At 72.6% G+C, this 24,602-nt stretch carries 20 protein-coding genes; 15 read left to right on the plus strand and 5 right to left on the minus strand.

Features of this window, described 5'->3' with window-relative positions:
• Positions 1–145 precede the first annotated feature (145 nt).
• The 3 genes from ACXN5W_RS20750 to ACXN5W_RS20760 all read left to right on the plus strand — a co-directional run bounded on the left by ACXN5W_RS20750 (position 146) and on the right by ACXN5W_RS20760 (position 1,676).
• Positions 146–901 carry an ROK family protein gene (locus tag ACXN5W_RS20750; protein ID WP_473159995.1) on the plus strand — a complete coding sequence of 252 codons (756 nt, stop codon included), beginning with the start codon at positions 146–148 and terminating at the stop codon, positions 899–901.
• Positions 902–1,062: 161 nt separating this feature from the next.
• The gene (locus tag ACXN5W_RS20755; protein ID WP_473159996.1) at positions 1,063–1,425 is read left to right on the plus strand and encodes a tetratricopeptide repeat protein; all 363 of its coding nucleotides are present in this window, start codon (positions 1,063–1,065) and stop codon (positions 1,423–1,425) included.
• On the plus strand, positions 1,422–1,676 hold the full coding sequence (locus ACXN5W_RS20760) for a Smr/MutS family protein (RefSeq protein ID WP_473159997.1): 255 nt from the start codon (positions 1,422–1,424) through the stop codon (positions 1,674–1,676). The genes ACXN5W_RS20755 and ACXN5W_RS20760 overlap by 4 nt, the downstream gene beginning before the upstream one ends.
• A 117-nt stretch (positions 1,677–1,793) precedes the next feature.
• Here ACXN5W_RS20760 and ACXN5W_RS20765 read toward each other — a convergent pair whose 3' ends face one another.
• Positions 1,794–2,438, minus strand: coding sequence for a class I SAM-dependent DNA methyltransferase (locus tag ACXN5W_RS20765; protein WP_473159998.1), 645 nt, complete (start codon positions 2,436–2,438; stop codon positions 1,794–1,796).
• Between the two features lie 185 nt (positions 2,439–2,623).
• Between ACXN5W_RS20765 and ACXN5W_RS20770 the strand changes: the two genes are divergently transcribed.
• Positions 2,624–2,923: a hypothetical protein gene (locus ACXN5W_RS20770; protein WP_473159999.1), complete on the plus strand. Its 300-nt coding sequence runs from the start codon at positions 2,624–2,626 to the stop codon at positions 2,921–2,923.
• Positions 2,924–3,001: 78 nt separating this feature from the next.
• Here ACXN5W_RS20770 and ACXN5W_RS20775 read toward each other — a convergent pair whose 3' ends face one another.
• The gene (locus tag ACXN5W_RS20775) at positions 3,002–3,889 is read right to left on the minus strand and encodes a hypothetical protein (RefSeq protein WP_473160000.1); all 888 of its coding nucleotides are present in this window, start codon (positions 3,887–3,889) and stop codon (positions 3,002–3,004) included.
• Between the two features lie 185 nt (positions 3,890–4,074).
• On the opposite strand from ACXN5W_RS20775, the gene ACXN5W_RS20780 reads away from it, so the two are divergent.
• The gene (locus ACXN5W_RS20780; RefSeq protein ID WP_473160001.1) at positions 4,075–6,459 is read left to right on the plus strand and encodes a glycoside hydrolase family 9 protein; all 2,385 of its coding nucleotides are present in this window, start codon (positions 4,075–4,077) and stop codon (positions 6,457–6,459) included.
• Positions 6,460–7,017: 558 nt separating this feature from the next.
• The gene (locus ACXN5W_RS20785) at positions 7,018–7,980 is read left to right on the plus strand and encodes an endonuclease domain-containing protein (RefSeq protein WP_473160002.1); all 963 of its coding nucleotides are present in this window, start codon (positions 7,018–7,020) and stop codon (positions 7,978–7,980) included.
• A gap of 520 nt (positions 7,981–8,500) precedes the next feature.
• On the opposite strand, the gene ACXN5W_RS20790 is transcribed toward ACXN5W_RS20785, so the two are convergent.
• Entirely contained in the window at positions 8,501–11,152 is a 2,652-nt protein-coding gene (locus ACXN5W_RS20790; RefSeq protein WP_473160003.1) for a M28 family peptidase, read from the minus strand.
• A 375-nt stretch (positions 11,153–11,527) separates the two neighbouring features.
• On the opposite strand from ACXN5W_RS20790, the gene ACXN5W_RS20795 reads away from it, so the two are divergent.
• The 7 genes from ACXN5W_RS20795 to ACXN5W_RS20825 all read left to right on the plus strand — a co-directional run bounded on the left by ACXN5W_RS20795 (position 11,528) and on the right by ACXN5W_RS20825 (position 20,631).
• Positions 11,528–12,748: a PP2C family protein-serine/threonine phosphatase gene (locus tag ACXN5W_RS20795; RefSeq protein WP_473160004.1), complete on the plus strand. Its 1,221-nt coding sequence runs from the start codon at positions 11,528–11,530 to the stop codon at positions 12,746–12,748.
• On the plus strand, positions 12,745–14,664 hold the full coding sequence (locus ACXN5W_RS20800) for a sensor histidine kinase (RefSeq protein ID WP_473160005.1): 1,920 nt from the start codon (positions 12,745–12,747) through the stop codon (positions 14,662–14,664). Before ACXN5W_RS20795 ends, ACXN5W_RS20800 begins: the two co-directional genes overlap by 4 nt.
• Positions 14,661–15,113: a response regulator gene (locus ACXN5W_RS20805; RefSeq protein WP_473160006.1), complete on the plus strand. Its 453-nt coding sequence runs from the start codon at positions 14,661–14,663 to the stop codon at positions 15,111–15,113. Before ACXN5W_RS20800 ends, ACXN5W_RS20805 begins: the two co-directional genes overlap by 4 nt.
• A complete protein-coding gene (locus tag ACXN5W_RS20810) occupies positions 15,106–15,918 on the plus strand; it encodes an inositol monophosphatase family protein (RefSeq protein ID WP_473160007.1) in 813 nt (270 codons plus the stop codon). Before ACXN5W_RS20805 ends, ACXN5W_RS20810 begins: the two co-directional genes overlap by 8 nt.
• Before the next feature lie 332 nt (positions 15,919–16,250).
• Positions 16,251–17,273: a coiled-coil domain-containing protein gene (locus ACXN5W_RS20815; RefSeq protein WP_473160008.1), complete on the plus strand. Its 1,023-nt coding sequence runs from the start codon at positions 16,251–16,253 to the stop codon at positions 17,271–17,273.
• 35 nt (positions 17,274–17,308) lie between these two features.
• Positions 17,309–18,865 carry a fused MFS/spermidine synthase gene (locus ACXN5W_RS20820; RefSeq protein ID WP_473160009.1) on the plus strand — a complete coding sequence of 519 codons (1,557 nt, stop codon included), beginning with the start codon at positions 17,309–17,311 and terminating at the stop codon, positions 18,863–18,865.
• Between the two features lie 77 nt (positions 18,866–18,942).
• The gene (locus ACXN5W_RS20825; protein ID WP_473160010.1) at positions 18,943–20,631 is read left to right on the plus strand and encodes a serine/threonine-protein kinase; all 1,689 of its coding nucleotides are present in this window, start codon (positions 18,943–18,945) and stop codon (positions 20,629–20,631) included.
• 116 nt (positions 20,632–20,747) lie between these two features.
• On the opposite strand, the gene ACXN5W_RS20830 is transcribed toward ACXN5W_RS20825, so the two are convergent.
• Positions 20,748–21,431, minus strand: coding sequence for a potassium channel family protein (locus ACXN5W_RS20830; protein WP_473160011.1), 684 nt, complete (start codon positions 21,429–21,431; stop codon positions 20,748–20,750).
• Complete coding sequence (locus tag ACXN5W_RS20835; RefSeq protein WP_473160027.1) at positions 21,421–22,758, minus strand: TrkH family potassium uptake protein; 1,338 nt, start codon at positions 22,756–22,758, stop codon at positions 21,421–21,423. The genes ACXN5W_RS20830 and ACXN5W_RS20835 overlap by 11 nt, the downstream gene beginning before the upstream one ends.
• A gap of 159 nt (positions 22,759–22,917) precedes the next feature.
• Between ACXN5W_RS20835 and ACXN5W_RS20840 the strand changes: the two genes are divergently transcribed.
• Both ACXN5W_RS20840 and ACXN5W_RS20845 read left to right on the plus strand, forming a co-directional pair.
• Positions 22,918–24,048, plus strand: coding sequence for a glycerophosphodiester phosphodiesterase (locus ACXN5W_RS20840; protein WP_473160012.1), 1,131 nt, complete (start codon positions 22,918–22,920; stop codon positions 24,046–24,048).
• A gap of 91 nt (positions 24,049–24,139) precedes the next feature.
• Positions 24,140–24,481: a hypothetical protein gene (locus ACXN5W_RS20845; protein ID WP_473160013.1), complete on the plus strand. Its 342-nt coding sequence runs from the start codon at positions 24,140–24,142 to the stop codon at positions 24,479–24,481.
• Positions 24,482–24,602: the final 121 nt, after the last annotated feature.

The raw sequence follows: 24,602 nt of genomic DNA on the forward strand, positions 1-24,602 counted from the left end.
CGGCTCGAACCCGGGTGTCGGCCTCCGCCGGCCCGGGTCTCCGGGAGCCCGCCCGGGTTCCGGCGCGGGTCCGGCCGGTCGGGGTTCGGCGGCGGCCCGGGTTTCCGGCGGGCGATCGGGGGGAACGCGAGGCACACTGGCGTTCGTGATGACCACGCTGAGCATCGACTGCGGGGGCGGCGGGATCAAGGCATCCGTGCTGGACGCCGCCGGGACGATGCGGGCCCGGCCGATCCGGGTGCCCACGCCGTACCCGCTGCCGACGGCGCTGTTCATCAAGACCCTGGTCGAGCTGGGTGCCCGGCTGCCCGATCCCGACCGGGTCACGGTGGGGATGCCGGGGATGCTCCGGCACGGCGTCGTGGTGGCGACCCCGCACTACGTCACCCGGGCCGGTCCGCGTACCCGGGTCGATCCCGACCTGGTCGTCGAGTGGACCGGCTTCGACGCCCGCACCGCGCTGGCCGACGCCTTCGGCCTGCCGGTGCTGGTGCTGAACGACGCCGAGGTCCACGGCGCCGGGGTGGTCGCCGGAACCGGGCTGGAACTCGTGCTCACTCTCGGTACCGGCCTGGGCTGCGCCGTCTTCGACGGCGGGCGGCTGGCCCCGCACCTGGAGCTGTCCCAGGCGCCGGTGCGGTGGGGGATGAGCTACGACACCTACATCGGCGAACACGAACGCCGCCGGCTGGGGGACAGCTTCTGGTCCCGGCGGGTACGCGGGGTCGTCGAAGGGCTGCGTCCGGTCTTCTGCTGGGACCGGCTCTACCTCGGCGGCGGCAACTCCCGGCTGGTCCGGCCGGACCAGCTCGCCCGGATGGGTGACGACGTGGTGGTGGTGCCCAACGACGCGGGGATCATCGGCGGCGTACGGGCCTGGGCCATGACCGAGGCGCCATGACCGGGGCGCCGTGAGTGCCCCCGCCGGGACGGGAAGACTCGCGGCTCCGGCGATGTTGTGACAGCGTCGTATTCACGTGGTCGACGCCACCGGCGTGGTCCGCGCGGTACGGACGACTCCCGCGGGTATCCCGGGGGACGGTGCTGGAGGAGGTGGGACCGATGGATCTGTTGGCCGACTACCGGCGGGCGACCATGTACTTCGAAGCCGGTGACCCGGCCGAGGCGGCACGGCTGCTGGAGCCGATCGTCGAGGTCGAACCCGACAACGCCGCCGTGCGGCAACTGCTGGCCCGGTCGTACTTCCAGTCGGCCCAGCTCGGTCGGGCGGAGGAGCAGTTGCGGGCGCTGGTGGACCGCAACCCCAGCGACCACTACGCGCACCACGTGCTGGGCCGCACCCTGGAGCGGGCCGGCCGGCCCGGTGAGGCACTGAAGCACCTGCGGCTCGCGTTCGCGATGTACTCCGACAACGACGACTACCGGATCGCGCTGCGCCGGGTCGAGGGCAGGGTGCGTAAGTGAAACTCAAGCTCGATCTGCACGACATCTTCAACCGGGGCCAGGACATCGACCGGGCGCTGCGCGGGATCATGGACGAGGCGGTGGCCAAGAAGGCCACCCTCGTCGAGATCATCCCGGGCAAGGGGTCCGGGCAGCTCAAGAAGCGGGTGCTGCGCTTCCTCGACCAGAAGGATGTCAAGCAGCTCTACCACCGGGTGGAGAAGGACTCGAAGAACTTCGGCCGCCTGTTCATCCACTTCCGTTGGAAATAGCCGGCGCCGCCGGCGGTGGAGATCAACTCAAGATCGGCGAGGTTGGGGTGTCCGAGTGGTCCTGACCCACCGACTTCGCCGACTTTGGGGTGAGCTGTCGGGCCCCGAGGCGGGGGGCTATGGCTTGCGGTGGGCGAAGAGGAAGGCGCCATCCCGGTACTCGTCCGCGTGGTGCAGCAGTTCACCATCGAGGTGGAACCCGGCGGCCCGAAGCCACTCGGCGACCCGGTCGGGCCGGCGGCGGTGGACGTACAGCCTCATCGGGTGGCCACCGTAACCCTCGGTCCTGAGCTGGGCCTCGTCGCCGACGTGGAAACCGACGAGCAGCACGCCGCCCGGTCGGAGCGCCCGGCGGAACCGGGTCAGGACCGATGGGATCTCGTCGTCGGGGACATGGATGAGCGAGAACCAGGCGAGCAGGCCGGCGAGGGTGGCGTCGGGCAGGTCGAGGTCGGTCATGGAGCCGACCTCGAACCGCAGGTCCGGATGATCCCGCCGGGCTATCTCGATCATGCCGGGCGAGAGGTCGACGCCGAAGGTGTCGAGGCCGAGCGAGTGCAGGTGACCGGTGATCCGGCCCGTTCCGCAGCCGATGTCGGCCACCGGCCCTGGGCCGGCGGCGCGGACGAGTTCGGCGAACAGCGCCAGGATGCCGCGCTGGAACGGCTCCCCGGCGAGCGCGTCGCGGAACATGCCGGCGTAGGTCTCGGCCACCGTGTCGTAGGAGGCCCGGGTGTCGGCCAGCCAGCCGGAAGCGTTCATGCCGGGGCACGCTAGCCCATCGAGCGACAGGTCAGCGGCCCGGTGCATCGGCCAGGTCCGGTTCGGCGGCCCGGTCTGTCGGTTGGGGCCGGTTCGGCGGCCCAGCCCGTCGGCCAGGTCCGGTTCGGTGGCCCGGTCCGCCGGGCCGGCAGCGCGATACCCTGCGGCGCCGCGCCCGGATCGAGGTGCGTAACCAGGACTGGCGCTCCTACTTCGACGACCCGCTCGATGCCGACACCGTCGTGTACGTGATCTCACCGCCGTGGGGTGCCGCGTTCTCGTTCGCGCACGGCCTCGACCTGGTCCGGACCAGCCCGCCGGTGCCGCTGATCGTCGACACGATCGCGGAGCGTCACCGGTCGTCCGGTGCGTACGCGGTCATCCAGCACACCCCCGTCGAGCCGGTGGTGAACGTCTCGGCCATCACCGACCGCCACCCGATGGTCGGATCGGGCCGGGGCTGTTTCGTCGTGCGGGTGGGCTGACCGGCGTCACCCACGGGCTGGCCCGGCCGGGCGGCCCGGCGCGACAGGTCGCGCCGGGCCGTCAGCAGGTTCAGCAGGTCAGGACCGGATGAGGGTCACCGCGGTGGTGTCGGTGACCCTGACGTCCTTGTCGTACTCGTTGTCGTGGCCGGTCGCGGTGGTGTTGACCTCCGCCTGGCCCTTCTTGAACGGGGTGGTGCCGCCCGGTACGGCCTTCGCGGTCCACGGCACCGGGTTGCCCGGCGTGCAGCTGACCGTGGTCGAGAAGTCACCGCGGACGATCACCTTCCTGACGACCTGCGTGACGGTGCCGGTCAGCGTGATCGAGGTGGGCTGGTTGCAGCTCACCGTGCCGTGCACGACCGCGTTGCCACTTACCGCACTGGCCGTGCCGTCGGTGGCCACGGCGAGTTCGAGGTCGAGCGGGGCGGGCGGTGCCGGGTTGCCGATGTGCACCTCGCCGCGCGCCGCGGCCGAGCCGCCCTCGCAGTGCTGCTCGAAGGTCGCGTCGAAGGTCTGCACGTAGCCGCCGGGTCCGAACACCGCGTTGAGCACGGTGAAGGTACCGGTCAACTCGTTGCATCCCCGCCCGTTGCCGTCCAGGCTCAGGCCCGCGCCGGCGCCGTTGAACGGGTATCGGGTCGCCTGGTCGTAGGTCCCCGGAGCCAGCGCGGTGCTGCCCGGGGCGTCGAAGTCCAGGTACCACCAGTCGCCGTTGGCGCCGTCGATGCTGATCGAAACGTGGCTGTTGTCATCCGAGCCGGACGTGGTGACCTCGTCGCCGACGCCGGTCGAGTATGAGTAGGAACCGCCTCCCGTGATGTAGTCCCCGGGGTCTCCGCTGAAGGAGACCGAACCTGACTGGCCGGCTTGCGCCTGTGCGGGTGCCGCGGCCGCCATCCCGCCCAGCATTCCCGTGATCGACAGGGCGGCCACCAGGCCAACCCTCCGCCAGGATCCTCGCATCCCCGTTCCCTTCCGCAGGTAAGGACAGCCGTGTGGGCGTGCGCCCAAGATCTGCTGTCGGTCGATTATGGACCGTGGGTACGACACTCAAGGCGCCCACCGCCGCGGCGCCGACGGACCTGGTGGACTCCCGGCCGCGATGGTCGCGGCCCTGGTCGGAGCCGGTGGAATATAGCTCCATTGACATGCCTGAAATCGACTGGCAACATCGCCCTGACCGGGTCTGGGAGCGCTTCCACGGCCCGGGCCCGGATCACCGGCAGTGCCCGGTCTCCCGTTCCCTCCGAAAGGACGCGCCCGTGTCCCTGCGATCCCGGTGGCGGGTGCCGCTCGCCGCCGCCGCCACCCTCACCCTCGTCACCACAGGTCTCGGCTCGCCCGCGTACGCCGACGGACCCGAACAGATCGTCAACGGCACCTTCGACACCGGCTCCGCGCCGTGGTGGGGCACCGCCAACATCACCCTCGACGCGACCGGCGGCCAGCTCTGTGCCGACGTACCCGGTGGCACGGTGAACCCCTGGGACGTGATCATCGGGCAGAACGACATCCCGCTGGTCGCCGGGGAGACGTACAAGTTCTCGTTCTTCGGCTCGGCCAACCCCGGCAAGGTGGCCAAGGCGCTGGTGCAGCTGCCGGTCGACCCGTACACGCAGTACCTCGCGGCCAACCCGAGCCTCAGCGTCTCCGGCGACACCTACTCGTACACCTTCACCTCGCCGGTGGACCTGCCGAACGCGCAGGTGGCGTTCCAGATCGGCGGCAGCACCACGCCGTGGCGGTTCTGCGTCGACAACGTCTCGCTGACCGGAGGCGCCCCACCCGACGTGTACGTGCCGGACACCGGCCCACGGGTCCGGGTCAACCAGGTCGGCTACCTGCCCAAGGGCCCGAAGAAGGCCACCGTGGTCACCGACGCCACCGACCCGCTGCCCTGGGAACTGCACAACAGCGCGGGCGCGGTCGTCGCCCGCGGAAACAGCACCCCGCGCGGCGTCGACGCCTCCTCCGGGCAGAACGTCCAGTCGATCGACTTCGGCTCGTACGCGAAGACCGGGACCGGCTACACCCTGGTCGCGGACGGACAGACCAGCCGGCCGTTCGACATCGTCGGCGACCTCTACGAGAAGCTGCGCACCGACTCGCTCAAGTTCTACTACCCGCAGCGCAGCGGCATCGCGATCCGGGACGACCTGCGACCCGGGTACGCCCGCCCGGCCGGGCACGTCGGGGTGGCGCCAAACCAGGGCGACACCTCCGTACCCTGCCAGCCCGGCGGCTGTGACTACCGGCTGGACGTCTCGGGCGGCTGGTACGACGCCGGCGACCACGGCAAATACGTGGTCAACGGCGGCATCGCCGTCCACCAGGTGATGAGCGAGTACGAGCGGTCCGTGCTGGCCCGCACCGGTGAGCCGTGGAAGCTCTGGGACGGGACGCTGAACATCCCGGAGAGCGGCAACAAGGTGCCCGACGTGCTCGACGAGGCCCGTTGGGAGCAGGAGTTCCTGCTCAAGATGCAGGTGCCGGCCGGTCAGCCACTGGCCGGGATGGCCCACCACAAGATCCACGACGCGGCCTGGACCGGGTTGCCCCTGCTGCCCAACCAGGACCCGCAGCCGCGCGAACTGCACGCGCCGTCCACCGCCGCGACGCTCAACCTGGCGGCCACCGCCGCACAGGCCGCACGGGTCTTCCTGCCGTACGACCCGAAGTTCGCCGCCCGCAACCTGACGGCCGCCAAGGCCGCCTGGAACGCCGCGAAGGCGCACCCGGCCATCTACGCTCCCGCGTCCGACGCCACCGGCGGCGGGGCGTACGAGGACAACAACGTCAGCGACGAGTTCTACTGGGCGGCGGCCGAGCTGTACCTGAGCACCGGCGGCAAGGAGTACAAGGACTACCTGCTGGCCTCGCCGCTGCACACGGCCGACATCTGGAGCCCGGACGGCTTCAGCTGGCAGAGCGTCGCCGCGCTGGGCCGGCTGGACCTGGCCCGGATCCCGAACGCGCTGCCCGACCGCGCCCGGGTGCGCGACTCGGTCGCCCAGGGCGCCGACCGGTACCTCGGCATCATCGCCGCCTCGCCGTACAGCGTGCCGTACGCCCCGAGCGGCAACCAGTGGGCGTGGGGCTCGAACAGCTCGATCCTCAACAACGCCGAAGTGCTGGCCACCGCGTACGACCTGACCGGCGCCGAGAAGTACCGCACCGGCGCGCTGGAGTCGCTGGACTACCTGCTCGGCCGCAACGCGCTGAACCAGTCCTACGTCACCGGGTACGGCGAGGTCGCGTCCCACAACCAGCACACCCGCTGGTACGCGCACGAGCTGAACACCGACCTGCCGAACCCGCCCGTGGGCACCCTCGCCGGTGGCGCCAACTCGGGCCTGCAGGACCCGCTGGCCCAGCAGAAGCTGGCCGGTTGCGCCCCGCAGTTCTGCTACATCGACGACATCGAGTCGTACTCCACCAACGAGTTGGCGATCAACTGGAACTCGGCGCTGTCCTGGGTGGCGGCCTTCGCGGCCGACCAGGACAACGGCGACGCCCGCGGCCACCTGCGGTAACCCGCCCGGCCCGTCGGCAACCGCCCGGGGCCCGTCCGGCCTGACCCGGCCATCCGGGCCCCGGCCTGGCGGCCCGGCGGCCCAGCCCGGCGGCCAGCCCGGCGGCCCGGCTCGACTGGCCTGACCGGCGCGGCCGGCCCGGCGGCCGGCTTGACTGGCCTGACCGGCGCGGCCGGCTCGGCGGCCGGCTTGACTGGCCTGACCGGCGCGGCCGGCCCGGCGGCCGGCTTGACTGGCCTGACCGGCGCGGCCGGCCCGGCGGCCGGCTTGACTGGCCTGACCGGCGCGGCCGGCTCGGCGGCCCAGCCCGGCTGGCCCTGCCGGGCCTGCCCGGGTCCAGCGAGATCTTGGAAGCCTGTTACCCCGTGCGGGGTAGCAGGCTTCCAAGATCTCCGGGTTCGGGTTTTTGGGTGGCGGGTTCCCGGGTGGTGGGGTCGTGGGTTTCTGCGGGTGGGGGAGCGAGAGGGGTGGCGTGGTTATCCACAGCCAGGCGGTTATCCACAGGGCGGATGGCGGTGGTGGTGACAGGCGGGCCGGTGCCGGTCAGACTCGATCGGCATGGCCCGCCCCGATCCGATCACCGGACTGCGCCCGCCACCCGACCCCGAAGACGATCCGCTGACGTACCTGCTCTGGACGCAGGACGATGTGCTCAGCCGACGGCAGGCGCTCCGGTACCTGTCACCCAAGGCCATCCAGCACCGACTGGCGACCGGCCGATGGCAGCCGGCGTCCCGAGGTGTCTATCTCGCCGGCACCGGCACCATGACCCAGCGGCAGCGCTGGTGGCACGCGGTGCTCGCCGCCGGTGCCGGCCGGCGCACCGTGCTCGCCGGGACGTCGGCGTTGGAGCAGTTGGGTATGCGCGGCTACCACACACCCGGTATCCACGTGCTGATCAGGGGGCACCGTCGGGACACCGATCCGCCGCCGGGCGTGGTGGTACACCGGACCACCACGCTCATCCCCGCGGACATCCACTCGATGGGTTTGCCGCCGTGCACGATGCCGGCCCGGTCGTTGGTCGACGCGGCCCAGTGGTGCGCGGATGATGACCGGGCCCGAGCGATCGTCGCGGCCGGCTTCCAGCAGCGACTGGTGTGGGGAACCGAGCTGGACGACGTACTGGCAAGGCTGCCCAGGGCCCGCCGACGGCGGCTGATCCTCGCCGCGGCGGCGGACGCCCGGGATGGCGCGGCATCGATCGCAGAGTCGGAGTTTGGTCGGCTCTGTCGCCGTGCCGGGCTGCCGAAGCCGAGCCGGCAGGTCCGCCGGGTCGACGCCGCGGGCCGGCGCCGGTACCTGGACGTCTACTTCGAGGAGTGGAAGATCCAGGTCGAGATCGACGGCGGGCAGCATCGCGAGGTCGGGCACTGGTGGGCCGACATGCGCCGGCAGAACGACCTGTGGATCGCGGGGATCCGGGTGCTGCGGTTTCCGGCGTGGGCGATCCGGGAACGGCCCGCCGAGGTGCTGGCCCAGGTCCGGGCGGCCCTGCTCGCCGCCGGTTGGCGTCCGTAACCGCCCTCCCGGGCCCACCGTCCTCCCGGGCCCACCGGGCCTGCCGTCCTCCCGGGCCTATCGGGCCTACCGGGCCTGCCGTCCTCCCGGGCCTACCGTCCTACCGGGCCTACGGGTTCACCGGGTGGAGGCCACCGCCTGCCAGACCGTCTGCCACCCCGGACCTTCCTGCGACCCCGGACCCTGCCGCGACCCCGGACTGCTATCACCCCGGACTGCCATCACCCCGGACCCTGCTATCACCCCGGATCGTGCCGCCACCCCGGATCTTGGAATCCTGCCGCTCTGCCACCCCGGATCTTGGAATTCCACTACCCCGTGCGGGGTAGCAGGCTTCCAAGATCCGGAGCGGCAGGAGCCAGGGCGGCAGGTGCCGGAGCGGCAGGGCCGGGTGGTAGGAGGGGCCGGAGCGGTAGGCCGGGTGGCAGCGGCCCGGGTGGCGGGGGTCGGAGCGGCGGGGGTCGGAGGAACAAGACCTCGAGGGAAGGAACGGCCGTTAACAAGGGGCCCTTCCTTGCACTCACAGCGGGTATGTGCGGGCCACGACGACCAGTTCGGAGGTGTGTGAGCCGGTGATGCCGACGCCGGCGGGCCGGGGGCGGAAGCCGGGCAGGGTGGTCAGCCCGTCGCTGCCGTCCATCGCACGCAACCGGATCGGTCCGGCAGCGCCGTCCAGCGTCAGCGACACCTCGACGCCGTCGGCGGGTGGGGCATGGAACACCATCCCCCAGGACCACGGCCCGCCCGCACCACCTTCGCCGGACCCCCCGCCGGGCCGTTCGCTTGCCGCACCGCTGCCGCCGGGTCGTCCGCTGGCCTGACCGCCGCCGCCGGGCTGGCCGCTGGCCTGACCGCCGTCATCAGGTCGTCCGCTGGCCTGACCGCTGCCGCTGCCGCTGCCGCTGGCCTGACCGCTGCCGCTGCCGCTGCCGCTGGGCTGGCCGCTGCCGTCGGGCGGTCCGCTGGTCGTAGCGCTGCCGCCGGGCGGTTCGCCGGCCGTGTCGGCGTTGTCGGGTTGGTCGTTGACCGGCAGGTCCCGGTCGGCCACCGTGGCCCGGCGCAGGGTGGCGCCGCCGGGGTCCAGGTGCAGGGAGAGCAGGCGTACGCCGGGTCGCTGCGGGGTCAGCCGGAGCCGCAGGGTGCGCGTGGTCCCGTCCCGGGTGTCGGCCAGCACGGTGAGGGCCGGGGCGGGCAGTGGCGCCGCGTCGGCCGGTCCGGTTCGGACCCGTAGATCGTCCAGGGCGGGGAAGTCCGTGCTCAGGTCGGTGGCCGGCCCGGGGACGTACCGTGCGGTCCAGGGCTGCGGGTCGGTTTCCCGGCTCAGCCAGCGGGCCTGCCCGGTGTCGGCGTCCAGCGCGTACATCAGATGGGTGGGCGCCGGGTGCGCGGCGTCGAACCGGTCCACGGCCAGGCCCACGACGGCGAACAGTACGGTGGCCAGCGCCGTGGCCAGTGCGGGGACCATGGCGGCCCGCCGGGCCCGCAGGGCGGCCATTCCCAGTTGGCCGCCGGCGGCCGGGAACAGCAGTTCCAGCGCCGGCAGCGCGGCCAGCCCGAGGAGTACGGCGAGCAGCGCCGCTACGCCGCCCTGGGCCATCCCGAGGGCGGGGAAGAGCAGGACCACGGTCGGCAGCAGGACGATCACGGCGACGGCCGCCGCGGCGGACGGGGCGAGCACCGCCCACGGGCCGTCCCGGCGTGCCGCGAGGGCCGCCAGACCCCCCAGCGCTCCGGCCAGCGCGGGCAGGACCACCAGGTACGAGCCGCCGGGCGCGACGGCGGCCAGCATCACTCCCAGCCCGGCCAGCCAGGCCAGGCCGCCGACCGCCAGCGCGGCCGGTCCGGTCCGGCGGCGCAGCAGCGCGTACCAGCCGAGCAGGACCGCCGCGGCCAGCGCCAGCACCGCCAGCCGATACCACAGTGGACGGTACGGATCGAGCAGCTCCGCGTAGCCGGGCCGGATCGTGGTGATGGCGAGCCAGAGCAGTTGCGCGGCGACCGGGGCCAGTGCGATGGGCAGCAGTCCCAGCCCGAAGGCGGCGGCCAGCCGGGGCCAACTGGTCCGGCCGGCGCGTCGGGCCAGCGTGGCCAGCGCGCCGACCGCGAGCAGCGCGAGCAGCGCCAGCGGCCAGGTCAGCCAGCCCGGATAGTGGATCAGGCCGCCGGGGACCGGGAAGTAGGTGGCGTCACCGCCGGCCCGCAGATCCGGCAGGTCCGCCCGGCCGAACGCACGGGCCAGGGCGAGCGCGTTGTCGCCGTGCGCCTGGAGGCTGGACCGGTCCATCGCGGCCGGCGTGTCCAGCGGGGTGTGGTAGACGGCGGCGCCGTCGATGTAGGCCGAGTTCAGCCCGACGAAACCGTGCTCGGTGAACGCGGTGAAGTCCGTGTCGTTCGGCAGCAGCCGGTAGACCTCGACCGCGAACGAGGTGCCCACCGGGTGTGGCGCGGCGGCGCCGTACACGCCGACCAGCCGGGCGTTGCGGCGCGAGGTCTCGAACATGATGGGCGGCCCGGAGCTGCCCCGGGCCTCCAGGTTGAGCACCACCCCGCCACCTGCGGCCAGCGGGTGGGCACCGGCGAACGCCGACGCGCCGCACAGGCACGCCTCCTCGGCGTCGGTGAGCACGAACACGATGTCGTTGCGGGGGCGCGGCCCGGCGGCCAGCGCCCGAGCCACCTCAAGGATCGTCGACACCCCGGCGGCGTCGTCGTTGCCACCGGGACCCACCGGTACGGAGTCGTAGTGCGCGACCAGGAACACCCGCCCGGTGGGCGCGGTGCCGGGCAGCCGGGCGATCACGTTGCGTACCCGCCCGAGGGCGGCGCCGCCCTTTCCGATCTTCTGGCCGGCCTCGCCGGCGACCACGTCCTGCACCTCGGTGGTCAGACCCAGCCCGCGCAGGGTGCCGACCAGTCGTTCCCGGACCTGCGCGGCGGCCGGGCTGCCGGCCGCCCGGGGCTGGCCGGCGATCGCCCGCACCGTGTCGTACGCCCGTCCGGCGCTGAACTCGGTTGCCGGGGCACCGGCCGGTCGGGGCTCCGGATTGCGCAGCCCGAGCAGGCTCGCGACGGCCACCGCCGCCAGGGCGACCAGGGTCGCGCCGGCGGCCAGCCCGCGCCGGCGGGGCCGGGCGAGGGCCCGGTCGGCCGGTCGGTCCAGCGGAATGGGCACGGCGGCTCCTCCAGACACAGACGACGTGGTCCCGCCCGAGGCTGAGCAGGGGGAGGTCATCATCCGCCACGGCACGCCGTCCCGGGTAGGGGGACCGGGACGGCCGTCGCCTAGCCTGGACCCCGTGTCCGAGACCCGTTCGGCAGGTGGTGCGCCCAGCACGGGCGACCGGGGCCGGCCCACCCGCCGTTTCAGGACGGCCGGGGGCGTCACCAGGGGCGACGCTCGGGAGGTGGCGGTACGTCGTTCACCGCCAGTAATGTGGTCCGGCCAGTGCCGTCTGATGCTCGATCAACGGTCTGACCGCGAAGGAGTCGAGATCAGCACTGAGCCACCCCGCCCAACGGCGCGGTTCCGACGACACGAGGCGGCGAGATGACCCATCCGTCCGTCGCGGCGTCCGAACCGCGCGGTGGGGCTGGCGGTGGCCTGGCGCTGCCGCCGGGCGAACGGCTACGGGTGCTGCTCGTCGAGGACGACGAGGGTGACGCCTTCCTGGTCGGTGAGCTGCTGGCCGAGACCGGCGCGGCGATCGATCTGGCGGTCGCCACCAGCCTCAACCAGGCCCGGCAGCGGATCACCGGGGTCGACTGCGTGCTGCTCGATCTGGGCCTGCCGGACGCGCAGGGTCTGGACGGGTTGCGGCGGGTCCTGGACATGGCCCGGTTCGCCGCGGTCTGCGTGCTCACCGGCCGCTCCGACGAACACCTCGGTATCGCGGCGGTGGCCGAAGGCGCCCAGGACTACCTGGTGAAGGGCCAGGTGGACGGGGTGCTGCTGACCCGGTCGCTGCGGTACGCGGTCGAGCGCAAGCGGGCCGACGAGAACACCCGCCGGCTGCGCGAGGTGGAACTGCGACAGGCCGAGTCCGCCCGGCTGGAGCGGGGTCTGCTCCCGCAGCCGTTGATGGACACCGACCAGGTCGCGGTACACACGTTCTACCGACCGGGCCGGCACGCCGCGCTGATCGGCGGCGACTTCTACGACGTGGTGCAGACCTCCCCGGACCGGGTGGATCTGATCGTCGGCGACGTGTGCGGGCACGGGGTCGACGAGGCCGCGCTCGGCGTCGAACTGCGGGTCGCCTGGCGGGCCCTCGTGCTGGCCGGGGTCCCGGACGACGAGGTGCTGCCCGCCCTGGAACAGGTGCTGATGAGCGAGCGCCGGCTCCAGGAGATCTTCGCGACGGTGGCGACGGCCCGGCTGGACCTGGCGGCCAACCGGGCCACCGTCCGGCTGGCCGGACACCCGCCGCCGCTGCTGCTCACCGACGGTCAGGTGGCGCCCGTACCGGCGCCCGGCGGGCTGCTGCTCGGGGTCCGCCCGCGCCGGCCCACGGCGTACGAGTTGGAGCTGACCGGCCGGGACTGGTCGCTGCTGATGTACACCGACGGGCTGATCGAGGGTCGGGTGGGGGAGGGCGACGACCGCCTCGACGTGGACGGGCTGGGTGGGCTGCTCAGGGAGCCGGCCACCGGCCTGGTGCCGCTGTCCGACCTGCCCGCCTGGCTGGTCGGCCGGGCCGAGGAGATCAACGGAGGGCCGCTCGCCGACGACGTGGCGATGCTGCTGGTGAGCCGGGGGAGGGGCAGATGAGGCGCGACCGGTGGTCGTTGCGCCAGCGGGTGATCGCCCTGTGCGTGACGGTGGGTCTGCTGCTCATCGGGCTGGCCGTGGCCGAGGCGGTCGTGGCGGCGCAGAACCGGTCCGCCACGGACCGTGTTCTGAACGTCACCAGTCCGCTCCGGGTTCAGGGCGAGGTGCTGCTCAACAGCCTGGTCAACCAGGAGACCGGGGTACGCGGCTACGCGGTGACCGGCGACCGCAGCGAACTCGCCCCGTACGAGGCCGGTCGGCAGCAGGAGCGGGACGCGGTCGCCACCATGGATCGGCTGCTGGCCGGGAAGCCGGAGATCCGCGACCAGTTGGCCCAGACCGAGCGGCAGGCCGAACGGTGGCGGCAGGACGTCGCCGAGCCGGTCATCCAGGCCACCGGTGCGCGGGGGCGGGCCGCCGGTCAGGCGCTGCTCACCGACGCCAGCCGGATGCAGTTCGACCGGTTGCGGGCGAGCGTCGCCGACGTACAGGAGTCGATCCAGCAGGTCCGCCAGCAGGGCGCCGACGACGTCAACCGGACCAGCAACACCCTGGTGGTGCTGCTGATCATCGCCGCCGCGGTGGTGCTGCTCGCCGGTACGGCCCTGTTGGTCTCGTTGAACCGGCTGGTCATCGGCCCGGTGACCGCCCTGGCCGGTCAGGTGCGGCAGGTCGCGTCCGGCGACTACGGCGCCGCGATCGACCGGGTCGGGCCGCCGGAGGTGGCCCTGCTGGCCGGGGATGTCGACGCCATGCGGCAGCGGATCGCGGCCGACCTGGCCGAGGTGCGGGCGGCGCGGGCGAACATCGAGGAGGCCAACGAGCGGCTCCAGCAGCAGGCCGAGGAGCTGGTCCGGTCCAACCGGGACCTGGAGCAGTTCGCGTACGTGGCCTCGCACGACCTTCAGGAGCCGCTGCGTAAGGTGGCCAGCTTCTGCCAGCTGCTGCAACGCCGGTACGCCGGGCAGCTCGACGAGCGGGCCGACCAGTACATCGCGTTCGCGGTGGACGGTGCCCAGCGGATGCAGCGGCTGATCAACGACCTGTTGGCCTTCTCCCGGATCGGCCGGGTCACCTCCGGGTTCACCGAGGTCGACCTCAACAAGGTGATGGGCGACGTGGCCGGCCAGACCGAGGCCGCGCGCCAGTACGCCGACGCCGAGCTGACCTGGTCGCCGCTGCCCGTGGTACGGGGCGAGGAGGCGCTGCTGACCAACCTGATCGCGAACCTCGTCAGCAACTCGATCAAGTTCCGTCGTCCCGACGTACCCGCCAAGGTGCAGGTGTCGGCGCGCCGGGTCGACGACGAGTGGGAGATCACCTGCCGGGACAACGGCATCGGGATCGAGCCCGAGTACGTCGACAAGATCTTCGTGATCTTCCAGCGCCTGCACTCGAAGGACGCCTATCCCGGTACCGGCATCGGTTTGGCCATCGTCAAGAAGATCGTGGAATACCATGGCGGCCGGGTGTGGGTGGCCACGGACGTCGACGAAGGTACGGCCATCCGGTTCACGTTGCCGGTGATCCCGGGGTTCGGGAACCTCACGCCCGAGGACGAGCCGGACACCGCCGACGACCCCGCGACCGGGGCCGAGGCGGACGCGGAAGCCGAAACGGACACCGCCGACGAACCGGCGACCGGGGTCGAGGCGGACCCGGACGCCGAGGCGGCCGGGGCCGGATCGGCTGCGGCACCAGACGCGGCCGGACCGGCTGTGGACGCGGCGGGTCCAGCGGCGGACGCGGCGGGTCCAGCGGCGGACGCGACCGCTACGGCGCCGGACGCGGTCGGGACGACCTCGGAGACGGCCGACCAGCGCGCCGACGGTAGCGTGCGGGCGGACGACGAGGCAGAGCCGACGCCGCAGGGCCGGGGCCAGAGCAGTGGTGACGCGAAGGAGACGGTGGCATGACGGCACCCGCCGACGGCAGGAGCCCGATCGAGGTCCTGCTCGTCGAGGACGACCCCGGTGACGTGCTCATGACCCAGGAGGCGTTCGAGGAGCACAAGCTGCGCAACCGGCTCACCGTCGTCTCCGACGGCGACGAGGCGCTCGCGTACCTGCGCCGGCAGGGCCAGTTCGCCGACGCCGCCACGCCCGATCTCATCCTGCTCGACCTCAACCTGCCCCGCCGGGACGGCCGGGAGGTGCTGGAGGAGATCAAGAAGGACGAGCTGCTGCGGCAGATTCCCGTGGTGGTGCTCACCACCTCCCAGGCCGACGAGGACATCCTGCGCAGCTACCAACTGCACGCGAACGCGTACGTCACGAAGCCGGTCGACTTCGAACGGTTCATCGCGGTGGTCCGTCAGATCGACGAGTTCTTCGTCAGCGTGGTCAAGCTTCCGCCACGTGGCTGAGATACCGCTCGACCAGGTCAGCGCGCTGCTGCGGGAAGCGGCGGCGGACGTCGTGGTGCCACTGTTCCAGCAGCTCGACGCGGCCGACATCGAGGAGAAGGCCCCCGGCGACCTCGTGACCGTGGCGGACCGCAAGGCCGAGCGGCTGATCACCGACCGCCTCGTCGAGCTGCTACCCGGCTCCGTGGTGGTCGGCGAGGAGTCCGTCGCCGACCGGCCGGAACAGCTCCAGCACCTGTCCGGCGGCGGTGACGTCTGGCTGGTCGACCCGGTCGACGGGACCGCCAACTTCGCCGCCGGGCGGCGGCCGTTCGCCATCATGGTGGCCCTGCTGCGAGACGGCGTGCTGACCGCGAGCTGGGTGCTGGACCCGCTCGCGGACGATCTGGCCGTCGCCACGCTCGGCAGCCCCACCCGGCTGAACGGCGTACCGGTCCGGCCGGGTGCCGACCGGCCCCCGCTCGACGAGGTACGCGGGGTGGCGATGACCCGGTTCCTACCCCCCGAGCTGCGGGCCGAGGTGGCGGCCGGCGAACACCGACTCGGCGAGTTGCTGGACGGTCAGCACTGCGCCGGCCGGGAGTACCTGGACATGCTCACCGGAGCACAACAGTTCGTGCTCTTCTGGCGCACCCTGCCCTGGGACCACGCCCCCGGAGTGCTGCTGGTCCGCTCCGCGGGCGGGGTGGCTCGACGGTTCGACGGCACCGAGTACCACCCGGCAGGTGACGACCGGGGGCTGCTGGTGGCGATCGACGAGGAGACCTGGCACGAGGTGAGGTCGGTGCTGCTTCCCGACCAGTAGTGGTTCGGGTTCCGCCGGTCGGGGGTTCCGCCGAGCCCGGTCGGGGTTACGCCGAGCCCGGGGGTGGGTTCCGCCGAGCCCGCCCACTCTGGGCGGTCAGGCTTGATCCCGTCGTGGGCGGGCTCGGCGGAACCCCTGTGGTCGCTGGGCTGGGTGCGGAGGGTGGTTGGGTGGGTGCGGTGGGTTCTGTGGGGCAGCCGGGGGTGGCGTGCTCGGGTAGGCTCTCGGGCGCCTCGACGTGGCCGGCATGGTCCGGTCCGTCCGGGGCAGCCGCCAGGCGGGTCCGAACCCGCCGGCCGGGGAGGCGGCCGAGGGGAAGGATCCGCGTGCGGATGCGTGGGACGCCGGTCGTACGACGATTTCTCCTGGTTCTGGTCCTGGCGCTGCTGGGCGGTCCGGCCGTCGCGGTGGTGCCGGCCACGGTCGCGTTCGCGGCCCCGGGCACGGACGACGAGGGCGGCACCAAGAAGCTGCGGGAGGTCCTGGAGGCGGCGTCCCGGGGACACATCGACGCGCAGCACAAGCTGGACGTCTCGGTCAAGCGGCAGAAGGAACTGACCGCGCGGCTGCGGGACGTCGAGGGCCGGCTGGCCGCGCTGAACGTCGAGGCTGGCGCCGTCGCGGCCCGGTCGTACCGGATGGGTCGGCTCGGCCCGGTGACGGCGCTGCTGAACAGCGCCTCACCGCAGGACTTCCTGGACCGGGCGGCGGAGCTGGAGATGATGGCCCAGCGGGACGACCAGGCGCTCGGCGCGCTCGCCCGGGCCCGCGCCGAGGCGGCGGAGGCGAAGGCCGGCATCGACACGGAGGTGGCCGAGCAGCGCCGCCAGGTCGCGGTGATGGCCCAGAAGAAGCGCGATGCCGAGCGGGCGCTGACGGCGGCCGGCGGTGGAGGTACGGGCAGCTTCGTCAGCGCCAGCTCCAAACTGGCCCAGCCGGCGCCGCGCAACTCGGACGGCTCCTGGCCGAGCGAGTCGTGCTCGGTGGACGATCCCACCACGTCGAGCTGCATCACCCCGCGCACCCTGCACGCCTACCAGCAGGCGCGGGCGGCCGGTTTCACCCGGTACACGAACTGCCATCGCACCGGCGGCGGCGGTGAACACCCCAAGGGCCGGGCCTGCGACTTCTCGGCCGCGGCCGGGGGCTTCGAGAACCGCAGCGCCACCGGCGGGGACAAGGCGTACGGCGACCGGCTGGCCGCGTTCTTCCTCAAGAACGCCAGCCGACTCGGCGTGCTGTACGTGATCTGGTACCGGCAGATCTGGATGCCGAGTACGGGTTGGCGCTCGTACAGCGGGGGTGGCAGCCCGGCCGCCGACCACACGAACCACGTTCATTTGTCGATGTATTAGGGCTTTTGTGCCGCCGGCTGCGTACCATCTCGACGGTGACCTCCACCTCACCCGACCTCGCGACCGAAACCGGGCCGGCGGTGCCGGACGCTGCCGGTGCCCTGCCGGCCGGCCTCGCGGCCGGCCTGGTCTTCCTGGCCAGCGGTGCCGTGCTGGTGTTGGAAACCGTGTCGCTTCGGCTCGTCGGGCCGTACCTCGGGGTGACCCTCCAGGTGACCAGCTCGGTCATCGGGGTGGCGTTGGCGGCCATCGCCTACGGCGCGTGGTGTGGCGGTTGGCTGGCCGACCGGCGTGACCCGCGGGCGCTGCTGGCGCCGGCCTTCGTGCTGGCCGGGATCGCCGCCGCGGTCAGCCTGCCCGTGGTGCGGTACGCGGGCGAGTGGCTGCGGGGCAGCGCGGTGTCCGGCATCCTGCTGCTGACCTCGCTCGCCGTCTTCGTGCCGGCCGCCCTGCTGTCGGCGGTGACCCCGCTGGTGGTGAAGCTGCAACTGGGTGACCTGCGCCGGACCGGGCAGGTGGTGGGCCGGCTGTCCAGCCTCGGCACCCTGGGTGGCATCACGGCCACCCTGGCCACCGGCTTCGTCCTGGTGGCGGCGCTGTCCACCACGGCGATCGTGGTGAGTCTCGCGGTCGTACTCGGGCTGACCGGGCTGCTGCTGGCCGGTTATCTGCGGCGGCGGTCCCGTACCGGTCTGCCGGGTCGGCCCCGGGTCCGGGCCGCCGCGGCCGTCGTCGGGCTGGCCGGGGCGGCGGCGTCGGCGGTGGCGCCGACGCCCTGCGATGTGGAGACCGCGTATCACTGCGCGCGGGTGGTGGCCGATCCCGGGGTCGGGTCCGGCCGGACGCTGTGGCTCAACTCGGCCCAGCACTCGTACGTGGACCTGGCCGACCCGCGCCGGCTGAGGTTCGGCTACACCCAGTGGTTCGGCGCGGCGGTGGATGTCCTGGCCTCGCCGGACCGGCCGCTTGCGGCCGTACACCTGGGCGGCGGCGGTTTCACCATGCCCCGGTACCTCTCGGCCACCCGGCCCGGCTCCACCAACGCGGTGTACGAGTTGGACGGCGCGCTGGTCGAGCTGGACCGTCGCGAGCTGGGCGTGCGGACCGGCCCCGACCTCACGGTGTCGGTCGGTGACGCGCGCATCTCGCTGCGGCGGCGGGCGTCGGCCAGCGCCGATCTGGTGGTGGGCGACGCCTTCGGGCATCTGGTGGTGCCCTGGCACCTGGCCACCCGGGAGATGGCGGCCGAGATCCGCCGGGTGGTCCGCCCCGGTGGCATGTACGTGCAGAACGTCATCGACTATCCACCGGCCCGGTTCGTCCGCGCCGAACTGGCCACGGTGGCGGCCGAGTTCCCGTACGTGGCCCTCGTCGCGCCGCCCGACGCGGTGGACGGGCGGCAGGGCGCCAACTTCGTGATCGTCGCCTCGCCGTCGCCGCTGCCGCTCACCGCGCTGGACCGGCGGCTCGCGGAGGTCTCCACCGAACCGGTGGCGCTGTACTCGGGCGCGGCGCTGGCCGACTTCGTCGACCGGGCCCGGGTGCTGACCGACGACTACGCCCCGGTGGACCAGCTCCTCGCCCGAGGCTGACCGGCGCCGGCCGGCGGGACCAAAGTCGACGGCCGTGGAAGGTGTAAATTCCTTGCGGTAGGGCAACAGCTGACCTCATGGCTGCGGAAAACGGACCGGTGACCCGACTGCTCGGCGAGCGGTACCGGCTGGTGGAACGGCTCGGCGCCGGTGGCATGTCGGTGGTCTGGCGCGGCTACGACGAGGTGCTGGGCCGGCAGGTGGCGATCAAGGTGCTGGCCCCCCGGCTGGCCGCCGACCGGGCCTTCCGGCACCGGCTCCGACAGGAGGCCAAGGCCGTCGCCCGGCTGTGCCACCCCAACATCACAAACGTGTACGACTACGGCGAGTCGACCGAGGACGCGGTCACGCTGCCGTACGTGGTGATGGAACTGCTCGACGGGGAGTCGCTGGCGGCCCGCCTGGCCCAGCGCGGGTCGCTGCCCTGGCGTGAGGCGTTGACGGTCTGCGCGGAGGTCGCGTCGGCGCTGGCCACCGCGCACGCCCGAGGCGTCGTGCATCGCGACGTGACACCGGGGAACGTCATGCTGACCAGCGGCGGTGCCAAGGTGGTGGACTTCGGCATCTCCGCGCTGGTCGGGGAGCGGGATGTCGACCCGGACGGCACCCTGCTCGGTACGCCCGCGTACCTGGCGCCGGAGCGGCTGGACGGTGCGCAGGTGACCGCCGCGGCCGACGTCTACGCGCTCGCGCTGCTGCTCTACCGGTCGCTGACCGGCCGGTTGCCCTGGACGGCCAGCACCAAGACCGAGATCCTGCGCGCGCACCTCCACCGCGAACCCGAGCCGCTGCCGGCCGTACCCGGCCTGCCGGACGGGGTGGCCCGGCTGTGCGACAGGTGCCTGGCCAAGGACCCGACGGACCGGCCGGGCAGCGCCGAGGTGGCCCGCGAACTGGCCGAGGCGCTCGGCATCGCCTCGGTCCTGCCGGTCTCCCCGGCACCGACCGGCCTATCCGGCGGCTACGAGTACGACCCGGACGACCTGGCGAACGCCGGGACCACCATCCTGCCGTCGTCGGCGACGACCGGCGCGTTCCGGCTGCCCACGGCGGCGACCGGGCGGCAACGACGGCGTGGGCGGGCCAGCGTCGGCGCACCGGGCGACGGTGCGGGCCCGCGCCGCCGTACCCGGTTGGAGGCGGCGGCCGCGGGCATCGGCCTGGTCGCGATAACCGGCGCGGTCTGGGCGGTCACCTCCCGGACCCCCGCCGGCGGACCCGACGAGGTCCAGGCCGCCGAGCCGGCGGGGCCGCGGTGCCAGGTCGACTACGCGCTGCGCCGGGACACCGGGTCGGGCTTCGACGCGGCCGTCACGGTCACCAACAGCGGCACCGAGGCGGTTGCCGACTGGCGGCTCAGCTTCGCCTTTCCCGGCGACCAGACGGTGTCCCGAGGCGCCGCCGCCCAGGTCGAGCAGCACGGCAGTTCGGTGATGCTGAGGCCGCAGCCCGGCGCGGCGACCCTCGGTGCGGGCGGCTCCGCGGCGGTGGAGTTCGCCGGGGCGTACCGGAGCGGGAACCCGCTGCCGACCGAGTTCCGGTTGAACGACTCGACCTGCACCGTCCAGGTCTCCGGGGTGGCGGGCACCCCGGAGACCCGCGCGACCGCGTCGGGCGGCCAGGCCGCGGGCGACCGGGCCACCGGCGGCAGCCGGCGGCCGACCACGGTCACCGGCGGGAAGGCCAAGCCGCCCCGGCCGGAGAAGCCGAAGGCCCCCGAGCACGCGAAGAGGGCCAACCCGAAGTCGTCGGCAAAAAAAGCGTAGCGCCGGTCAAGGGGGCGAAACGGCCCACGAAGGCCAAGCGGTCCTGAGCCGCTCGGCGTCGCCGCCGCCCCGAGACCGGCCCGCCGGGAGCCACCGCTGGACCGGCCCGCCGGGCGTCACCGCGCGGTCGAGAACCGCTGTACGCCCTCGATGGTGCCCTCGACCACCAACGCGCCGTCCTTCGGGACCACGGTGTCCGGCTGAACCGGCGTGAACCGGTGCTCCCCGTCGCGTACCCCGATGATGACCACCCCGAAGCGGTCCTCGCTGGTGATGTCGCCGATCCGGCGGCCGGCCATGCTCGGTGGGGTACGGGTCTTGGCGATCGCGAAGTCGTCACCGAACTCCACGAAGTCCAGCAGCCGGCTGGCGAGCAGGTGGGCCACCCGTTCCCCCATGTCGGCCTCCGGGAACACCACGTGCCGCGCGCCGACCGAGGAGAGGATCCGGGCGTGCGCGTCCGACGTGGCCCGCGCCCAGACCTCCGGCACGCCGATCTCGACCAGGCTGACCACCGCCAGCACGCTGGCCTCCAGCGCCGACCCGATGGCCACGATGGTCCGGTCGAACTCGGCCAGCCCGAGCTGGCGCAGGGCGGACTGGTCGGTCGCGTCGGTCTGGACGACATGGGTCAGGCTCGCCGACCAGTGCTGGACGGCCTCCTGCCGGTGGTCGACCGCCAGCACCCCGTGGCCCAGCCGGGCCAGCGACTCGGCGACCTTGCTGCCGAACCGGCCCAGCCCGATCACCGCGATGTCCCCCACCGCCGTCCGCCGCCGCAGGTGCCGGTCAGCCCACAAGGGGACGCTCCTCGGCGTACCGGTACAGCCGTGGTCGGGCCCGCAGGGCCAGCGCGGAGGCCGCGGCCACCGTGCCGACCCGACCCAGGTACATCAGGACGATCAGCAGCAGCCGGCCGTCGGTGGGCAGCACCCCGGTCACCCCGGAGGTGATCCCGGCGGTCGACAGCGCCGACACCGCCTCGAACAGTTCCTGGTACAGCCGCACCCCGGTGGTCATCCCGGCCAGCAGCAGCGTGCCGCCGCTCGCGACGGCGACCGCGAGCAGCGAGATGGTCAGGGCGAGCCGCTGGGTCGACTCGGCGATCCGGCGACGCCCGATGATCACATCCGGATCGCCCCGCAACTCGGCCAGGATCACGAAGGCGAGCAGGAAGAACGTGGTGACCTTGATGCCGCCGGCGGTGCTCGCGCTGCCCCCACCGATGAACATCAACCCGGTGATCACGGAACTGGTCGTCTCGCGCATGGCACCGTAGTCGAGGCTGTTCAGGCCGCCGGATCGCGGGATGGTGCCCTGCACGAAGCTCGCCAGCACCTTGCTGGGTACGTCCAGCGGGCCGAGGGTGACCGGGTTGCGCCACTCGAACGCGAGCACCGCCACGAACCCGACGGCCAGCAGAACCAGCGAGCCCAGCACGGTGAGTCGGGTGTGCGTGGACCACCGGCCCGGCTCACGCCACCGGCCCCACAGCTCGAACAGCACCGGGAACCCGGTCGCGCCGACGATGACGGCCAGGGTGAGCGGCAGGCAGATCCAGCCGTCCCCCACGAAGTGTCGGAGGCTGTCCGGGAACAGGCTGAAACCGCTGTTGTTGAACGCCTGCACCGCGTGGAAGACGCCGTACCAGCAGGCCTTCCACAGCGGGTAGTCGTACGCGGTGAACAGGCGGGCCGCGACCACGGCGGCGGCGGCGGCCTCGCAGCCCAGCGAGACCAGGGCGATCCGCAGCAGCACCCGACGGGCGTTGCCGATGCCCAGCCGGGACCCCTCGGCCTGGAGCACCAGCCGGTTGCGCAGACCCAGCCGGCGGGACACCAGCAGGGTGAGCAGCGTGGCCATGGTGGTGATGCCGAACCCGCCGGCCTGGGTCAGCACCGTGATCAGCACGTGCCCCAGCGGTGACCAGTACTCCCGGGTGGGCGCCACCGCGAGCCCCGAGGTGCAGATCGCCGACGTCGAGGTGAACAGCGCCGTCACGAACGACGCGGAACCCGGACCGCTGTGCGCGACGGGCAGCATCAGCAGAGCCGTACCCGCCAGGATCGCCCCGAGGAACGCCAGTGGCACGACCCGGACGGGATTCTGCGCGAGCCGGCGGAGCATCTCCGCGCGTACCGCCACGGTGTCCAGTCGTACCACCAACGGGCCCGGTCCTCCGGTGCTTCGGGTGAGGTTCACCCGCCGGTCAGGTCCGCCGCAGCCGCCGGTCGCCTGGGCCCGGTTGACTCCGCTCGATCAACACGCGCGACAAGGAGAAGCGGAATGAGACGTACCGTGGGCACTCTCGGCCTGGCCGCGGCCCTGCTGCTCGGTCTGGTGACGGTACCCGGATCGAGCGCCCTGGCCGGCAACCAGGAACCAGGTCGCGGCGACGGCCGGGACGCCGCGCACCAGACCCGGCCGATCGTGATCGGCCACCGCGGCGCCAGCGGGTACCGGCCGGAGCACACCCTCGAGTCGTACCGGCTGGCCATCCGGTTGGGTGCCGACTTCATCGAGCCGGACCTGGTCTCGACGAAGGACGGCGTGCTGGTCGCCCGCCACGAGAACAACATCACCGGTACGACGAACGTGGCCGAGCACCCCGAGTTCGCCGGGCGGAAGACCACGAAGACCATCGACGGGGTGCCCGCCACCGGATGGTTCACCGAGGACTTCACCCTGGTCGAGCTGAAGACGCTGCGGGCCAAGGAACGGCTACCGCAGGTCCGCCCCACCACCACCGCCTTCGACGGCACCCTCGAAATCCCGACCTTCCAGGAGGTCATCGACCTGGCCCGCAACGAGGGACGCCGCCGGGGCCGGACCATCGGCATCTACCCGGAGACGAAGCACCCCACCTACTTCCAGTCCATCGGGCTGCCGCTGGAGGAGCCGCTGGTGGCCACGCTGCGGCGCAACGGCCTGGCCAGCCCCAACGCCCCGGTCTTCATCCAGTCCTTCGAGACGGCCAACCTGCGCAAGCTCGACTCGATGATCAAGGTCCGGAAGGTGCAGCTGATCGACGCCACCGGACAGCCGTACGACTTCACCGCGGCCGGCGACCCGCGGACCTACGCCGACCTGGTCACCCCGGTCGGGCTCAAGGAGCTCAGCCGGTACGTCGACGGCGTCGGCCTGAGCAAGGACATCATCGTGCCCCGGGACGCGAACGGGCGACTCAAGGCGCCCACCACGGTCATCCGGGACGCCCACCACGCCGGGCTGGTCGTACACGCCTGGACGTTCCGGGCCGAGAACCAGTTCCTGCCGGCGGACTTCCGGATCGGCACCGACCCGAACGCCCGGGGCGACATCACGGCCGAGTACGAGCTGTTCCTCGGGCTTGGCCTGGACGGCGTCTTCGCCGACCAGCCGGACACCGCCGTCGCCGCCCGCGCCGGCCTCGCCTGAAAGGAAGGTTAAGAGGGGTCCCTTGCTATACGGAAAGCGATAACAAGGGGCCCTTCCTTTCACGGCGGGAGGGCGGTGGCAGGATGGGCGCGTGGAAGCTCTCCGTCTGGTCCTGCTCTATCTGCACCTGATCGGCTTCGCGCTGCTGCTCGGCGGTGGCATCGCCCAGTACGTCTCGGGTCGCCTGCGGATCAACCCCGCGATGCTGTGGGGTGCGACGATCCAGGTGTTGACCGGGCTGGCTCTGTCGGCGCCGCTGCGCGACGGGGACGAGCCGGCGCCAGCGAAGTTGATCACCAAGGGCCTGATCGGGCTGGCCATTTTCGTGATGGTCTTCTTCTCCCGCAAGCGAAATGCGGTGAACCGCGGCCACTTCCTGGGAATCATCGCGCTCACCCTGGTGAACGCCGCGGTGGCGGTCTTCTGGCGCTGAGCGCCTGTGCTCGCCGGTGACCTGCTGGTACGCGAGCCGAACCGCGCGATCCGGACGTTCCGTCGCGAGCGGTCGTAATGCGCTGAACGCAAAAAGTGATCTTCCCCACGCAACTGTTACG

The organism is Plantactinospora sp. A48 (assembly GCF_055793945.1).

Excerpts from the sequence above, each read along its gene's own strand:
- ACXN5W_RS20755 (WP_473159996.1), top strand. The coding sequence starts at position 1,063 with ATGGATCTGTTGGCCGACTACCGGCGGGCGACCATGTACTTCGAAGCC.
- ACXN5W_RS20765 (WP_473159998.1), bottom strand. The coding sequence starts at position 2,438 with ATGAACGCTTCCGGCTGGCTGGCCGACACCCGGGCCTCCTACGACACG.
- ACXN5W_RS20775 (WP_473160000.1), bottom strand. The coding sequence starts at position 3,889 with ATGCGAGGATCCTGGCGGAGGGTTGGCCTGGTGGCCGCCCTGTCGATC.
- ACXN5W_RS20780 (WP_473160001.1), top strand. The coding sequence starts at position 4,075 with ATGCCTGAAATCGACTGGCAACATCGCCCTGACCGGGTCTGGGAGCGC.
- ACXN5W_RS20785 (WP_473160002.1), top strand. The coding sequence starts at position 7,018 with ATGGCCCGCCCCGATCCGATCACCGGACTGCGCCCGCCACCCGACCCC.
- ACXN5W_RS20795 (WP_473160004.1), top strand. The coding sequence starts at position 11,528 with ATGACCCATCCGTCCGTCGCGGCGTCCGAACCGCGCGGTGGGGCTGGC.
- ACXN5W_RS20800 (WP_473160005.1), top strand. The coding sequence starts at position 12,745 with ATGAGGCGCGACCGGTGGTCGTTGCGCCAGCGGGTGATCGCCCTGTGC.
- ACXN5W_RS20805 (WP_473160006.1), top strand. The coding sequence starts at position 14,661 with ATGACGGCACCCGCCGACGGCAGGAGCCCGATCGAGGTCCTGCTCGTC.
- ACXN5W_RS20815 (WP_473160008.1), top strand. The coding sequence starts at position 16,251 with ATGCGTGGGACGCCGGTCGTACGACGATTTCTCCTGGTTCTGGTCCTG.
- ACXN5W_RS20825 (WP_473160010.1), top strand. The coding sequence starts at position 18,943 with ATGGCTGCGGAAAACGGACCGGTGACCCGACTGCTCGGCGAGCGGTAC.
- ACXN5W_RS20835 (WP_473160027.1), bottom strand. The coding sequence starts at position 22,758 with ATGCTCCGCCGGCTCGCGCAGAATCCCGTCCGGGTCGTGCCACTGGCG.
- ACXN5W_RS20840 (WP_473160012.1), top strand. The coding sequence starts at position 22,918 with ATGAGACGTACCGTGGGCACTCTCGGCCTGGCCGCGGCCCTGCTGCTC.